This window comes from Paenibacillus sp. J31R34, assembly GCF_059383715.1.
Window position 1 is genome coordinate 163,130 of the sequence record NZ_JBXENU010000004.1, and the last position, 14,298, is coordinate 177,427.

Sequence of the window (14,298 nt, forward strand, 5' to 3'; positions counted from 1 at the left end):
AGTATACTGATCGTTATTTAATTGGAGGTTTCTATGGCTCGTATACGCGAATTTAATGAGGAGCAGGCATTGGATGCAGCACTGCGGATTTTTTGGGAGAAGGGCTTTGAAGCTACTTCCTTAAGTGACTTGACCGCGGCGATGGGCATTCAGCGTCCAAGCATTTATGCGGCCTTTGGGGATAAGAAATCGCTGTTTGAAGCTGCGCTGCGAAAATATACAAGAGAACATGCTGCTCAAGTACGTGCGAGCCTGCAGAAGAAGACTTCGGTTAAAGCAGCGTTTCGTGCTTTTTTTGAGCAAAAGCTGGATATAGAATACCGGGAAGGCTTAAAGCTGGGGTGCTTTTGCATCAATACGATGGTGGAGCTGTCCCCTCACGATGAGAAATTTGAAATTTTGACGAGAGAGCATCAGATGTATCTTTCGGTTATTTTTGAGGAGACGATTGAACGCGGTATTAGCACGGGCGAGCTTAATCGCAATATCAACGCCAAGGGCTTGGCGCAGACGCTGGTCGTGTCGTTAATTGGACTTACGGTTTTGATGAAAGCTCGCCCAGATCGTTCTTTTGTTGACAATAGCATGAATATGATATTGAGTTTGCTAGATTCATAACCGATATGGAAAGAGGTGCTAGAAGGATAGGGAAGAAGCACCTTTGCCCAGCTTTCAGAACCACGGATTTCGTGGGGCTGGAGGCTTTTTTTTATGAGGCTGGCTGGCGTTCGGACGCAATATTTATTTTTTTATTCAAAATATCCAAATATAAGGGTTTTCATGTTAGTATATATGACAAGAGACTTGTAGTTTATACAACATGACGAAGATGACGCTATAAAGGGAGTGTAGCTATGTATTTGCTGGAGAGAGAGAAGGAAAAGCTGTTTATCGTTTTGGCGGCTGATTTGGCACGGAGAAGGCAGGCTCGCGGCCTGCGTCTTAATTATCCCGAAGCTGTTGCCATTATTACTTATGAAATTATGGAAGGCGCAAGGGATGGGAAGACGGTAGCTGAGCTCATGAGTTACGGCCGTACCATTCTTGCTGAAGATGAAGTCATGGAGGGCATCTCGTCGATGATTCATGAGGTACAGGTTGAGGCTACCTTTCCGGATGGAACGAAGCTGGTAACGATTCATGATCCAATCGTTCCGCGAAGGAAGGAGAGTCAAGCATGATTCCCGGTGAGGTGGTTCCAAAGCAGGATATGGTATGGCAAAATACAGGTCGCATCGTAAGAGACCTATTAGTTATGAACCGCGGGGATCGTCCGATTCAGGTCGGGTCGCATTTTCCTTTTGCACAGGTGAATCCGAAGCTGGATTTTGACCGTGCGGCAGCAGAAGGCTTTCGCCTCAATATTCCATCAGGCACGGCTGTGCGCTTCGAGCCAGGCGAGGAGAAGCTGGTACAGCTCGTAGCTTATGGCGGGAGGGCTGCGCCGCTTAGCACGGAAGGAGAGGATAAACAGGTAGGCTTGCCAATCTCTAGAGAAGCCTATATCAGCATGTTTGGGCCGACGATAGGCGACCGGGTTAGGCTTGCTGATACAGAGCTGTTTATAGAGATTGAACGCGATTATGCCCATTATGGCGATGAATGCAAGTTCGGAGGAGGCAAGGTGCTGCGCGACGGGATGGGACAGTCTGCATTTCGTACACGGGATGAGAATGTGCTCGATACGGTCATTACCAATGCCGTTATTATTGATTACACCGGTATTGTAAAGGGCGATATTGGCATCAAAAATGGGAAAATCGTTGCCATTGGCAAGGCGGGCAATCCGGACACGATGGACGGCGTTCATCCTGAGCTCATCGTTGGCGCTTCGACAGAGGTTATTGCGGGGGAAGGGAAGCTCATCACTGCAGGCGGCATTGATACGCATATTCATTTTATTTGCCCTCAGCAAATAGAGACGGCGCTGTCTTCAGGCGTGACAACGATGATTGGCGGAGGAACGGGGCCGGCCGAGGGGACGAAAGCAACGACCTGTACGCCGGGCAGCTGGCATATCCACCGCATGCTGGAGGCGGCTGAGGAATACCCGATGAATATTGGTTTTCTCGGCAAAGGCAACTCATCCGGTCTGGATACGCTGCGCGAGCAAGTAGCTGCGGGGGCGATTGGCCTTAAAATTCATGAGGATTGGGGGTCAACACCAGCTGTTATCGACGCGGCACTCACAGTCGCGGATGAAATGGACATCCAGGTAGCGATTCATACCGATACGCTGAATGAAGCGGGTTTTGTGGAAGAGACGATTAAAGCCATTAACGGACGGACGATTCATACGTACCATACCGAAGGGGCGGGCGGCGGCCATGCGCCGGATATTATTACGCTCGCAGGCCATCCGAACGTCATTCCATCTTCGACGAACCCTACAAAGCCTTTTACGATTAATACGATAGAAGAGCATTTGGATATGCTGATGGTTTGCCATCACCTCGATCGCAACATTCCCGAGGATGTCGCTTTTGCTGACTCTCGCATACGCCCTGAAACGATTGCCGCTGAAGATATTTTGCATGATTTAGGAGCGCTTAGCATTATTAGCTCCGATTCTCAGGCGATGGGCCGAGTGGGAGAGGTCATTTCCCGTACGTGGCAGACAGCCGATAAAATGAAGCGCCAGCGCGGCCCATTGGCTGGAGATGGCGGGGCTGGCACGGATGTCGAGGCTGTTGCGGATGGCAAAGTGGGAGAGGTGAGTGCCAACGACAACAGCAGGGTGAAGCGTTTTGTAGCTAAATACACGATAAATCCTGCCGTTGCCCATGGCATTTCGAAATATGTAGGCTCGGTCGAGGCGGGGAAATGGGCGGATCTCGTCTTGTGGAAGCCGGAATTTTTCGGGACGAAGCCGGAAATGGTGCTGAAGGGCGGCATGCCTGCCTTCGCGATCATGGGCGATCCTAATGCTTCGATTCCAACACCGGAGCCTAAAATCGGTCGGCTCATGTTCGGAGCGCATGGGAAGGCGAAATACAGCAGTTGTATTACCTTCGTATCGAAGGCAGCTGCCGATGCTGGCATTAAGCAGCAGCTGGGCCTTGCAAAGCAGGTACTGCCGGTATCGGGCTGCCGAAACATCGGCAAGCGTGACATGCTGTTGAATGATTTAACGCCGGAAATCACCGTTAATCCAGATACGTATGAGGTACTCGTAGATGGCGAGCAGGCTATATGCGAGCCGCTAAGCGAGCTGCCGATGGCACAGCGGTATTACTTATTTTAGCAGCTCGCTTGGAGGGAGAAGCCGAGTATGATGTCTTTTTTGCAGGTGGCGCAGCTGGTGGACTCGGCCTTTCCGACAGGGGCCTTTTCCCACTCCTTCGGCCTAGAAACGTATGTGCAGGAGGAGCGGATTCGCACAATTCCCGATTTTTTGGCGTGGATGGATAGCTACATTTGTGGTACGGTTGCCCCCATTGAAGGAACTGGCGTGTATTGGAGCGCGATATGGGTGCCTGCTTACTTGCAGCAGTCTGAGCAGCAGGAGCAGGAAACGATTAAAGCGAAGCTGCTGGATTTATCGCGCAGGATGACGGGGACGCGCCTGGCGCGGGAGTCAAGAGAAGGGGCAAGCAAAATCGGCAAACGGTATTTGCATACCGTGCAGGCGGTATACCCCGAATCGCTGCTGGGCGATTATGCGGCTTGGATTAAGCATGAGCGCGGGGACGCAAACGCGGCGATCGTTCATGGCTGGATTTGCGCATATTTGCAGCTGACGCCTCATATGGCGGTGCTCAGCTTTTTATATCAGACGGTTAACAGCATGCTGCAAAATTTAATTCGGATGTGGAGCTTGGGCCAGACAGATGGTCAAAAAATGATGGCTGCCTTGTTCCCGCTTCTGGAACGCGAGGCGGCGGCGATAACGACAGAGCCGCTTTTGCCAAGTCGGATGTATACTGCAAACGTCATGCAGGAAATTGCGGCTATGCGCCATGAGAGCTTGTATTCCCGTTTATTTATGTCCTGATTGTGGAGAAAGTTAGCCGTGCTGGCAATAAAAAAAGATGAAGGAGAGATGATTATATGTGTGGAGGAGCAACTCATAGCCATGCCCATGACAGCTGGAACAGCACGCCGTTTCAAGGAGGAAGGGCGCTTCGAATCGGAGTTGGCGGTCCTGTAGGCTCGGGGAAAACAGCGCTGCTGGAGAAAATCAGTGAAATCATGTATCCGGACTACAGCATTGGTATTATTACCAACGATATTTATACGAAAGAGGACGCAGTTATTTTGACCAAAACAGGTGTTTTGCCGCAGGAGCGCATCATTGGCGTGGAAACAGGAGGCTGCCCGCATACTGCTGTGCGCGAGGATGTATCAATGAATATGGAAGCGGTCGAGGATCTGGAGGAGCGTTTTGCCGACCTGGATCTGCTGTTCATTGAAAGCGGCGGCGATAATTTGGCGGCAGCATTCAGCCCAGAGCTGGTCGATATGTTTATCTACATCATTGATGTTGCCCAAGGCGAGAAAATTCCGCGCAAAGGCGGGCCGGGCATTACCCGCTCCGATCTGCTCGTCATTAATAAAATTGACCTCGCCCCCTATGTTGGCGCCAGCCTAGAAGTGATGAGCGAGGATTCCAAGCGGATGCGCGGTGATCGTCCATTTGTAATGACCAATCTCAAAAGTGAAGAAAGTGCCGCTAAAGTCGTGGAATGGATTATCGCAGCTTGCCCAGCCCTAAAGCATAGTCATACTCATCACCACCATCACGAGCATCATCACGACCATGCATAGCCGATGGCAGGGTGAGATTGATTATATTAATGAGAAAAATGTTTTGAGCTATTCGGCTCATCAAGCACCGCTGAAAATTACCCGCCCGTTCAAAGGGCCGTCCGGGGAGATGATTATTTATTTAATGGAATCGTCTCCCGGCCTGTTTGGCGGAGATGTTCAGGAGCTGGAATGCACAGTAGGGGAAAATGCTCATCTTCTGCTTACGACACAGTCGTCATGCAAGCTGCATCCGGGAATGGGCGGGACAACGAGTGGACAGAGCAATCTTTTTCGAGTCGGGAAAGGTGCTACGCTGGAGTATTTTCCCGGTCCGCTCGTTCCTTATAAGGATGTTCGCTATAGAGGAATTACGTCGGTACATATGGAGCAGGGGGCGCAGCTGTTTATGAGCGATATGCTGACGCCTGGCCGCGCAGGTTTTGGGGAGATGTTTGAATACGAAATGCTGCATAGCGAGCTGTCGATCTATTGGGGGGATCGGCTGGTCGTATGGGACTCGCTGCGTCTGGAGCCTTTGAGATTTTCGCCTGAATCGGTACTCGGGGGATATTCTCATTTCGGAAGCTTCTGGTGCTTATCCGAGGCTGTCGGGGCAGAGCATGTGGATGCGGTGCGGCGGGTGCTTGATCGTTATCTAAACGTGAAGACGTCAAGTGGAGGAGGAGCAGGGCAGAGGGTTTACGGCGGAGTGTCGCTTTTGGAGGCGAACGGGCTAGTCGTGCGCTGTCTTGGATATAGCGGGGCAGAGCTTGAGGCGCTGTTCCATGTCATTTGGAGCGAGCTGCGTCCACTGCTGCTGGGTAAGGATGCTTTTAAGCTGCGGAAGTAGTTGTTATAGGCATTAAAAACAGGGGGTTATGGGAGATGGACGCGGGTATACTCTCTGTGCTGGCCATTGGGTTTCTGCTCGGCATTAAGCATGCGCTTGAGCCGGATCATGTTATTGCGGTATCCACGATTGCGATTAAAAGCAAGCATATCGGCAAATCCGCTTTTTCCGGCGTATTTTGGGGGATCGGACATTCGCTGACGCTGTTTATTGTCGGGTTTATTCTCATGGCCATGAGAAGTGAAATGACGGAAAAATGGGCGATGTCCTTAGAGTTTCTGGTTGGAGTGATGATCGTAGTACTGGGAGTGAATACGATTATTTCGCTTAGAAGCATGCGCGCGAATGTGGATGCGGGTGCGGGTGCGGGTGCTAAGGAAAGCCAGCATTTTCATGGCTCCTATCGTAAATCGCTGCTGATTGGCTTCATTCATGGCCTCGCTGGCAGTGGAGCCATGGTCGTCCTGACGATGAGCACTGTGAACAGTATTAGCGAAGGTTTGATCTATATCGCTGTATTTGGTGTTGGTACGGTAATCGGCATGTTATGCTTTACCACCTTCATCAGCATTCCGTTTATTCTCTCTTCCAGCCGCTTTAAGCTCAATCGCGTCCTAATTGGGGCAACCGGCATCGTTAGTGCTATATTTGGGTTGTATTATATGTATAATCTAGGTGTGAATGAAGGCTTGTTCGGATTATGGATGTAGCTTAGTAGAAGCCTTGGTGTAAGTGGTTTATGACAAAAAGTACAAAAAAGCTCAAGACCTCGGGGTCTTGAGCTTTTTTGGTGTGCGCCCAGCATGGGTGCTATCTCTAGGGTTCAAGTCCCGAATGGTGAAGGCAGTAGTAGCCATAGCCTAAGGCAAGGGTGTCCGCCGTGAGACGGAATCTGAAGGAAGTCGGCGGCAAATCTCCGGTCTGAGGAACACGAACTTCATACAAGGCTAACGTACGTTGGATGAGGCTGCATCACAAGTCAAAGTCCATACTGCCGAAGGCGTACGAGAGTAAATGGAGCAGATAGATGGAGAGGAAGATAGTGCTCTTACCTGGGGAGATCTGTACGAGAGCGAAGTGAACTTCGTAACCTTGTTCGCGAGGACAAGCTGAACGTACAGAAGTCAGCAGAGGCCATAGTACGCAAGCTGTTGCAACAGCTCGCGGAAGGGCTGAACATGGAATAGGAACGGACCAACTTGGCGTTCGAGGATGGGCGTTGAAAGCAGACAATCCCAGTTTTTTTTGAAGGGACCTATCTGAGGAAAGTAGCGGTGAATACGCGAGGGTACTCAGAAGGGCAGAGCCCATCTAAGGCACAAAGAGAAGAACCGTTCACGCAAGGGAGTGTATCGAAAGATGGTTGAGGAAATGCTGTCACGAGCAAACATGCTTTTGGCTCTAACAAGGGTCGAGACGAATAAAGGAAGCCATGGCATAGATGGTATGTCGGTAAAAGATTTACGCAGACACATCGTACAAAACTGGCAAGCGATTCGCGAAAACATACGAAATGGAACCTATGAGCCTAGTCCAGTCCGTCGGGTGGAAATCCTGAAACCGAACGGTGTAATAAGGTTATTAGGGATACCAACCGTGTCAGATCGACTCATTCAGCAGGCGATCATGCAAGTATTAACACCTGTATTTGACCCGACGTTCTCCGAGCGAAGTTATGGATTCCGTCCGCAAAAGCGGGGTCATGATGCAGTGAGGAAAGCGCGTAGTTACATGCAAGAGGGACATCGTATTGTAATAGACATGGATTTGGAGAAATTCTTCGACCGTATCCATCATGACCGCCTAATGGCGAAGCTAGCCGAACGAGTTACGGACAAAACCGTTTTGAAACTCATTCGGAAGTATTTGCAGGCAGGAGTCATGGAAGGTGGTCTTGTTCAAGCATCAACGGAAGGAGCGCCGCAAGGAGGTCCGCTGAGTCCATTATTATCTAATATTGTCCTTGACGAATTAGATAAGGAACTGGAAAAGAGGAACCTTCGTTTCGTGAGATATGCCGATGACTGTAACATCTACGTGAAAACATGGAAAGCAGGGCATCGCGTGATGAAATCCATTACCGCATATATCGAAGGGAAACTGAAACTGAGGGTTAATCGAGAGAAAAGCGCGGTAGACCGCCCATGGAAACGGAAGTTTCTAGGGTTTACATTCAGCTGGGATAAGAGGAACCCGCGCATAAAGATCGCAAAACCATCCTTAGTGCGGGTCAAAGCAAAGATCAAGATGATCACCTCACGCAGCAAAGCGATCCCAATCGAGATGCGAATAAAGGAATTAAATCAATATCTGACAGGTTGGTGTGGTTATTACGCACTAGTGGATACGAAAAGTGTATTCCAAGAGTTGGATGAATGGACAAGAAGAAGACTTCGAATGTGTGTTTGGAAGCAATGGAAGCAACCCAAGACGAAGGTTAGAAAACTGCAGTCGCTGGGAGTTCCGAAACAGAAAGCCTATGAGTGGGGAAATTCGAGGAAGAAATATTGGCGTATCGCATGTAGTCCAATTCTTCATCGAACGCTGGATAGCCAATACTGGTTATCCCTTGGTCTGAGAAGCCTAACGGACAGATACAATCAATTGCGGAATATGACATGAACCGCCATATACCGAACGGTACGTACGGTGGTGTGAGAGGTCGGGGGCTTGGCGCCCCCTCCTACTCGATTTGAACATTTATTGATTCGGCTGTTGGATCAAATAATCCATCAATCGCGTGATGACGGCCGCCATTTCAGCGCGCGTCAGCGTTTTATCCGGCTGGAAGCTTCCGTCTTGTTGAAGTGATGGAGCAAAAAAATATGGAATATGATCAAACCCTATCCATCAGACTATGCAACCATATCAGCCATACTTAAAGCCCTATTTCAAATTTAAGGAGCGACTATCCATGCAAAAATCACCCCATTGTATGGTCCAATGACAACGTTGAGGAGGCTATTGCTTTCTATATTTCAATTCTCAAAAATTCGAAAATCATTAGCGAGTCACGCAACGGCGAGATGCAAGCGGAAGTCGACGAGCTGTGGGACAAGCTAACCGCTGATGGTGGCGAAGCATCGAGATGCGGCGAAAGTCATGCATGAGATGCTGACGCTGGACAAAATCGACATCGCCAAGTAGAAACAGGAGTACAAGGAGTAAATGGAAGCAAGTGGAACCATTTCAAGGAATGTGCGGGCTTGTCGAGGCCTAGAGGCATTCCTTTTTTCTTTGTCCATTTATGCAGCCAGCCTAAATTGCAAATGTAAGGGTTTTCCTGCCATCATTTTTAGAATTAAGCTTTGTTTTCTCGATATATCTGATACAATGTTAGAAAACCTATCATTTAATGGCGTTGGTAATGAATAATTACAAGCCAATTTCGATGCTGTCAGATATGGAGTGAGGATTATGTCAAAAAATTGGTATCGCAGATTGCTTTTCTCCTATTTTCCGATTTTCATCTTGACGATATCTATTGTCATTTTCCTCTCCTTCCTCATTGTAAATGAGATTTCACGGAACGAAACGGAGAAGGCGAATCGCATTTCCACTTCCTATGTCGTCGATAGTCTCGATAGAGCGGTCAATCAAGTGGAGATGGAAATATTGCGCCAAATGGAAAATGACCCGGTTTACGGACAATTTCTCGCGGGTGATGTGGAGAAGGGCAGTCCCGAATTTTTGGAGCTCGCCAAAAAGCTGTGGGTCATGGAAAGCAATAATGAACTGCTGGATTCCATGTATATATACCGTCTGTCCGATCGGCGTATCGTTAGTAAATATGGATTTACGACGCAGGAGGTGTTTGCTGATCGCGCTTATTTGGAGCAGTCGCTGGATGAGCCAGCTTTCCAGCGCTGGTCGCAAATCCGTTCCTTCAAGCTGCTGGAATCCGATAAGCCAGAGGAAGTCATCAGCATGCATAAGCGGCTGCCGCTTCCCTTCGGCCAGGAAGGCGTTTTAGTCATTAATCTCGGCGCCTATCCTCTAGGCCGAATGATAGATGATATGACGCGCAGCAATGTTTCCTTTCTTCATGTAACGGGTCAGGAAGGCGAAACTATTTTTCCTAAAGGTAATTTAGGGCTGGGTAGTATCGACGAGAAAGGCACTGTGTTAACGACGCTAGTGTCGCCAAAGCTGGGCTGGACGTTCAGCAGCGGCCTCCGCGCGGGTCAACTGTTCGCCTGGGTATCTGTCATTTCTTATGTATGGATTATTATTGGGCTGGCTACCTTGTTGTTAGCCGTCCTCTACATCATTTATATTACCCGCAAAAACTATAGGCCGATTCAAGTCATGATGAACCGAATTCAGGCGCTTCCGGTGCGCTCCTCCGATGTCACGACTAGAGATGAGCTTGCGTTAATCGATCATGCGCTGGAGCAGCTTATCCAGCAGACAGCAGATTATGAGCAGCAGCATCATGAGAATTTACTTATACGCAGGCGGCAGTTTTTTATCGATTTAATCGAAGGCCAGGCTGAGGCTCAAGGGGATCGGGCTACAAAATGCCACTCCTTAGCCGTACTGCAAGCATCGGAGCATGCTATGCACGCCGCAGTCGTTATTGCGGAAATGCATGATTTTGAGGTCGCCTACGGCGACTTCTCTCATCAGGATCAGCAAACGTTCCGTTTGACGCTCATGAATCTTTTTCAGGAGCTGGCACGGGAAAGAGGACTGGACAGCTGGGCGGAATGGATAAGCAGCAGCCAGTTGGGCATTATTTTTACAAGTGGTGCCGTAGAGGAAGAGGAAGAAGTTGAAAATTTCAAAAAGAGGCTGCGCTTGGCCGTCAGGAGCTCCCACCAGTGGGCCGCAAGCCAATTTGAGCTGACAATGCAATTCGGTATTGGCATTGTGACGAATCTGGACGGCAGCTTAAAGGAATCCTACCAATCTGCAGAATCAGCGCTGCAATATGTATTGTCTCTGGGTGAAAATGAAATGGTGTTTGGCTCAGATGTGCCGCTGCAGCCGAATATGGAGTCTTATAAATATTTCCCTATCATGGCTGGTATCGTCAAAATGTTTCGCTTGACCAATCAGGAATGGCGGGAGCAGGTGCACACGCTATTTCAAAGGGTCGGCTCCGAGCTGCTTGCGGATCAGGACATCCGAATGCTTATTCATTGGCTGCGCCAAATGCTGGGCAGAGAGCTGATGGATCTCTCCGATAATTTGAAGGATTACTTTGTTGGCGAGCAGGCACAGCTGTGGCGGGCGGAGCTGGATAAGGCGCAGCGGCTGCCCGAGATGGAAGCCTTGCTGCTGGAAATGATGAACGAAGTTTACCGGGTGTATGTATCGACCAATGAAAATAAAAGCTACCGGGCGATGATTAGTGAGATGAAAGCTTACATTGAAGAGCATTACACGAATCCGGATCTGTCCCTTACGATATTGAGCGATCGGTTTCAAGTGTCTGCGAAATATGCGAGCCATTTGTTCAAGGAAGAGTTCAATACAAAATTCGTTGATTTTCTGGCGCAGCTGCGCATTGTGCACGCCCAAAATTTACTGAGCCAAACCGATGAGGTTATCCAGCAAATCGCTTTGCAGGTCGGCTACGCCAATTCCGTTACCTTCGGACGGGTGTTTAAAAGAATAGTCGGTGTCACACCGGGAGACTATAGAAAATATGAAATGAAGCCAGAACCTGCAAGTGAATAAGCAGAAGCTAGAAGGTGGCTCCCGAACAAGTTCGGGGGCTTTTTTTAATATAAGAATTTATAAGTTTCACACATATAAATGTGCTTATATTTCTCGGAATGAAACACGCCGCACCGCCAAAGGATGGCGACAGCCGTTTCACCTTGGATGGCCAATTCAAGCGGATCGGAAAAAGGTATGTTTACAGGAATAGCGTCACATCAGCCAAAATACGGGGCTTGCGACGATTTTCCACCCGATTTTTGAGGTGGAATTCTGTTTATTGTCAGATTTCCTGTCATCGTGTCATACTTGGCTCATCTCCACAAGCGGCATCGTCAATAAGAGGTTAGGAAAGCTCACCTCAATAGACGAGGCAAACCAAACAAAAAGGGGCTGTGAACAAATGAAGCGTAGCAAAAGTAAAATGGCGGTCAGAAAATGGATGGCGGGTACGTTCGCATTAACTGTATTGGTTACGGGCTGTTCAAACGGAGGCGGAGAAACATCTGGCGCAAGCTCAAGCTCGAATGCAGGCGGCGCAGCGGCTTCTTCATTAAAAGTAGAGATTTTCGACCGCGGCAATACGCCGCAGGGCTACACGATTACAGACAGCTACTTAACCCGTTACGTGAAAGACAACTTCAGCAAAACGAGCAGCATTGATGTTCAATTCGTGCCGATCCCCCGTTCAGAAGAAATTGCCAAGCTGAACGTACTGATGGCAAGCGGAGATGATGTGCCGGATATCGTATTTACGTATGATCAAGCGACATTCGAACGTTATGCGGAGCAAGGCGGTCTTACCGACTTGACGGACTTATTAAATGAGCATGGACAAAACCTTAAGACGTTTCTGGGCGACGATACATTGGAATATGGACAAGTCGAAGGCAAGCAATTTGCTGTTCCGGGCAAAAGAACGATAACGGCTAGATATTCCTCATGGATCCGCCAAGACTGGCTTGATGCGCTGGGGATGCCGATGCCGGCAACGACGGATGAGCTCTACGAGACGCTTAAAGCGTTCAAGGAGAAGGACCCGGGTGAAACGGGAGGCAGCGTCATTCCGCTCGGCATGACCATAGAGCCTGGACAGCTGGAGCCATTGCTCTGGTCATTCGTTCAGCCGCAAAGCAGCCTGACAACGGACGAGCAGCTTGCAAATCGTGATTATTTGCCGGTGCTGCCGGGCTTCAAGGAAGGCTTGCGCTTCATGAACAAGCTGTACAACGAAGGGCTGATGAGCAAGGACTTTGGACTTGACCAAGATAAGAAGCAGCTGACGCAGGACATTCAAAGCGGCAAAATCGGTATGTTCAGCGATGACTACGATAACATCTATTATAATGATGCGGCCTATGAGAACTTGCAGGCCAATAATCCGAAAGCGGTTCTCTCTCCAATTGATACGTATACGAATGCGGAAGGACTGCATGCAAAACCTGAATATGCTTCCAACGGCCTTTACATCATGATTCCTAAATCAAGCAAGCACGCTGTAGAAGCGGTTAAATATTTGGATTGGATGTCATCGACCAATGTGCTAATCGATATGCAAAACGGCGTTGTAGGCGAAAACTACGAGCTGAAGGATGGCATTCCAGTCGTACTGGAAAATGCGTCGCAGGAAGCGAAGGACCGAATTTATAACCTCGGCGATATTGTAATCGTAGCTAATGGCAGAATCGCAGGCGATGATGAGAAAAATAAAGAAGCCTTTATTTACGGGATGCCGACTAAATATCAAGAAGGTGTCCGCCAATCGATGGAATTTGCCGATACGGATACGATCGCACCGGTTAAATTTGCCCGTCCGATCAAGAGCAAGACGAAATATGGCACGTCACTCGAAGGCAAGCTGGATGAAATGATCGTGAAAACAACGATGGCGGCTCCAGATAAATTCGACAGCACTTTCGATACGGCATTGGAAGATTATATGTCCCGTGGCGGCAAGGAAGTAATGGACGAGCGTACGAAAGCTTACGCAGAGGCGAAGTAAAGCAGCATGCGTTTTGAATGATAGGCAGGTAAGTGGAAGGCAGTGGGACAGGGGGACACTGAACCGGTATAGGCGGGGCTCCCTCTGCGCCAACTGCATATGAAGGGAAGAAGGGGCGAACAACATTGAGCACAAACATTTATTTTCGCAGGTATTGGCAGCTATACGCGCTGATTTCACTCCCGCTCCTTTATTTTCTAGTGTTCAAGTATGGACCGATGTGGGGCGTGCAAATCGCATTCAAGGATTTTAACCTGTTTCAAGGCATTTCGGGCAGTGAGTGGATTGGATTCGATGCTTTTGTTGAAGTTTTCAAAATGAAGGATTTTTATTTGACGCTTCGAAATACGTTAATGCTTAATATTTTGGATTTAATCGTATCCTTCCCGGCTCCATTGATTTTAGCGATCATGCTATATGAAGCGAAATGGGTTTGGTTCAAAAAAATATCGCAAACGATTTTGTATATTCCCCATTTTATCTCATGGGTCATTATAGGCGGCATTGTTTATCAAGTGTTTGGCACGCAATCCGGCATGATTAACAATGTATTAAGCTCGCTTGGCTTTGATGCGATCCCGTTTCTTACGGATAAAAAGGATTGGCTCGTTACGTATTTGGCAACTGGCGTGTGGCAAAGCGCAGGCTGGGGAACGATTTTATATTTGGCCGCATTGACGGGCATCAACCGCGAGCTGTTCGAAGCGGCGGAGGTTGATGGAGCGGGGCGCTTTAAACGGATTTGGCATATTACACTCCCGGGCCTCAAAACGACAATTGTAACGCTGCTCATTATCAATCTTGGCAATATGATTACAATAGGTTTTGAACGGCCGTATATTATAGGTAATTTGGCGGTTCGCGAATATTCGGATGTGCTCAGCACCTTCGTGTACCGCGTCGGTATTCAGTCTGGCGAATATACGCTGGCGACAGTCGTCGGCTTGTTCCAGGCTATTGTAGGACTGATCTTCGTCCTCGGTGCCAATTATGCATCTAAAAAACTAACAGATGAGAGCATATTATAGCT

The 14,298-nt window shown here is 48.7% G+C and carries 12 protein-coding genes; 11 read left to right on the plus strand and 1 reads right to left on the minus strand.

The window, feature by feature from the left end; genetic code table 11:
- Positions 1 to 33 precede the first annotated feature (33 nt).
- The 8 genes from AC50YG_RS13425 (at position 34) to ltrA (ending at position 8,221) form a co-directional block, all read left to right on the plus strand.
- Entirely contained in the window at positions 34 to 618 is a 585-nt protein-coding gene (locus AC50YG_RS13425; protein WP_494827381.1) for a TetR/AcrR family transcriptional regulator, read from the plus strand.
- 236 nt (positions 619 to 854) lie between these two features.
- Complete coding sequence (locus AC50YG_RS13430) at positions 855 to 1,181, plus strand: urease subunit gamma (RefSeq protein WP_341278614.1); 327 nt, start codon at positions 855 to 857, stop codon at positions 1,179 to 1,181.
- On the plus strand, positions 1,178 to 3,244 hold the full coding sequence (gene ureC, locus AC50YG_RS13435; protein WP_494827383.1) for an urease subunit alpha: 2,067 nt from the start codon (positions 1,178 to 1,180) through the stop codon (positions 3,242 to 3,244). Before AC50YG_RS13430 ends, ureC begins: the two co-directional genes overlap by 4 nt.
- A gap of 27 nt (positions 3,245 to 3,271) precedes the next feature.
- Positions 3,272 to 3,994 carry an urease accessory protein UreF gene (locus tag AC50YG_RS13440; protein ID WP_494827388.1) on the plus strand — a complete coding sequence of 241 codons (723 nt, stop codon included), beginning with the start codon at positions 3,272 to 3,274 and terminating at the stop codon, positions 3,992 to 3,994.
- Positions 3,995 to 4,050: 56 nt separating this feature from the next.
- Positions 4,051 to 4,767: an urease accessory protein UreG gene (gene ureG / locus AC50YG_RS13445; RefSeq protein ID WP_473755188.1), complete on the plus strand. Its 717-nt coding sequence runs from the start codon at positions 4,051 to 4,053 to the stop codon at positions 4,765 to 4,767.
- Positions 4,760 to 5,599: an urease accessory protein UreD gene (locus tag AC50YG_RS13450; RefSeq protein ID WP_494827390.1), complete on the plus strand. Its 840-nt coding sequence runs from the start codon at positions 4,760 to 4,762 to the stop codon at positions 5,597 to 5,599. Before ureG ends, AC50YG_RS13450 begins: the two co-directional genes overlap by 8 nt.
- Positions 5,600 to 5,634: 35 nt before the next feature.
- Positions 5,635 to 6,309 carry a HoxN/HupN/NixA family nickel/cobalt transporter gene (locus AC50YG_RS13455; protein ID WP_494827391.1) on the plus strand — a complete coding sequence of 225 codons (675 nt, stop codon included), beginning with the start codon at positions 5,635 to 5,637 and terminating at the stop codon, positions 6,307 to 6,309.
- A 649-nt stretch (positions 6,310 to 6,958) separates the two neighbouring features.
- The gene (gene ltrA, locus AC50YG_RS13460; RefSeq protein ID WP_494827392.1) at positions 6,959 to 8,221 is read left to right on the plus strand and encodes a group II intron reverse transcriptase/maturase; all 1,263 of its coding nucleotides are present in this window, start codon (positions 6,959 to 6,961) and stop codon (positions 8,219 to 8,221) included.
- Between the two features lie 78 nt (positions 8,222 to 8,299).
- On the opposite strand, the gene AC50YG_RS13465 is transcribed toward ltrA, so the two are convergent.
- Entirely contained in the window at positions 8,300 to 8,446 is a 147-nt protein-coding gene (locus tag AC50YG_RS13465; protein WP_494827776.1) for an S-layer homology domain-containing protein, read from the minus strand.
- Between the two features lie 570 nt (positions 8,447 to 9,016).
- On the opposite strand from AC50YG_RS13465, the gene AC50YG_RS13470 reads away from it, so the two are divergent.
- The 3 genes from AC50YG_RS13470 (at position 9,017) to AC50YG_RS13480 (ending at position 14,296) form a co-directional block, all read left to right on the plus strand.
- Entirely contained in the window at positions 9,017 to 11,284 is a 2,268-nt protein-coding gene (locus AC50YG_RS13470) for a helix-turn-helix domain-containing protein (RefSeq protein WP_494827394.1), read from the plus strand.
- A 385-nt stretch (positions 11,285 to 11,669) separates the two neighbouring features.
- The gene (locus tag AC50YG_RS13475; RefSeq protein WP_494827396.1) at positions 11,670 to 13,268 is read left to right on the plus strand and encodes an extracellular solute-binding protein; all 1,599 of its coding nucleotides are present in this window, start codon (positions 11,670 to 11,672) and stop codon (positions 13,266 to 13,268) included.
- 125 nt (positions 13,269 to 13,393) lie between these two features.
- Positions 13,394 to 14,296: an ABC transporter permease gene (locus tag AC50YG_RS13480; RefSeq protein WP_473757969.1), complete on the plus strand. Its 903-nt coding sequence runs from the start codon at positions 13,394 to 13,396 to the stop codon at positions 14,294 to 14,296.
- The last annotated feature ends 2 nt before the right edge of the window (positions 14,297 to 14,298 follow it).

Coding starts and splice junctions, on each gene's coding strand:
- AC50YG_RS13430 (WP_341278614.1), top strand. CDS start 855: ATGTATTTGCTGGAGAGAGAGAAGGAAAAGCTGTTTATCGTTTTGGCG.
- AC50YG_RS13450 (WP_494827390.1), top strand. CDS start 4,760: ATGCATAGCCGATGGCAGGGTGAGATTGATTATATTAATGAGAAAAAT.
- AC50YG_RS13425 (WP_494827381.1), top strand. CDS start 34: ATGGCTCGTATACGCGAATTTAATGAGGAGCAGGCATTGGATGCAGCA.
- ureG (WP_473755188.1), top strand. CDS start 4,051: ATGTGTGGAGGAGCAACTCATAGCCATGCCCATGACAGCTGGAACAGC.
- ltrA (WP_494827392.1), top strand. CDS start 6,959: ATGGTTGAGGAAATGCTGTCACGAGCAAACATGCTTTTGGCTCTAACA.
- AC50YG_RS13440 (WP_494827388.1), top strand. CDS start 3,272: ATGATGTCTTTTTTGCAGGTGGCGCAGCTGGTGGACTCGGCCTTTCCG.
- AC50YG_RS13455 (WP_494827391.1), top strand. CDS start 5,635: ATGGACGCGGGTATACTCTCTGTGCTGGCCATTGGGTTTCTGCTCGGC.
- AC50YG_RS13470 (WP_494827394.1), top strand. CDS start 9,017: ATGTCAAAAAATTGGTATCGCAGATTGCTTTTCTCCTATTTTCCGATT.
- ureC (WP_494827383.1), top strand. CDS start 1,178: ATGATTCCCGGTGAGGTGGTTCCAAAGCAGGATATGGTATGGCAAAAT.
- AC50YG_RS13475 (WP_494827396.1), top strand. CDS start 11,670: ATGAAGCGTAGCAAAAGTAAAATGGCGGTCAGAAAATGGATGGCGGGT.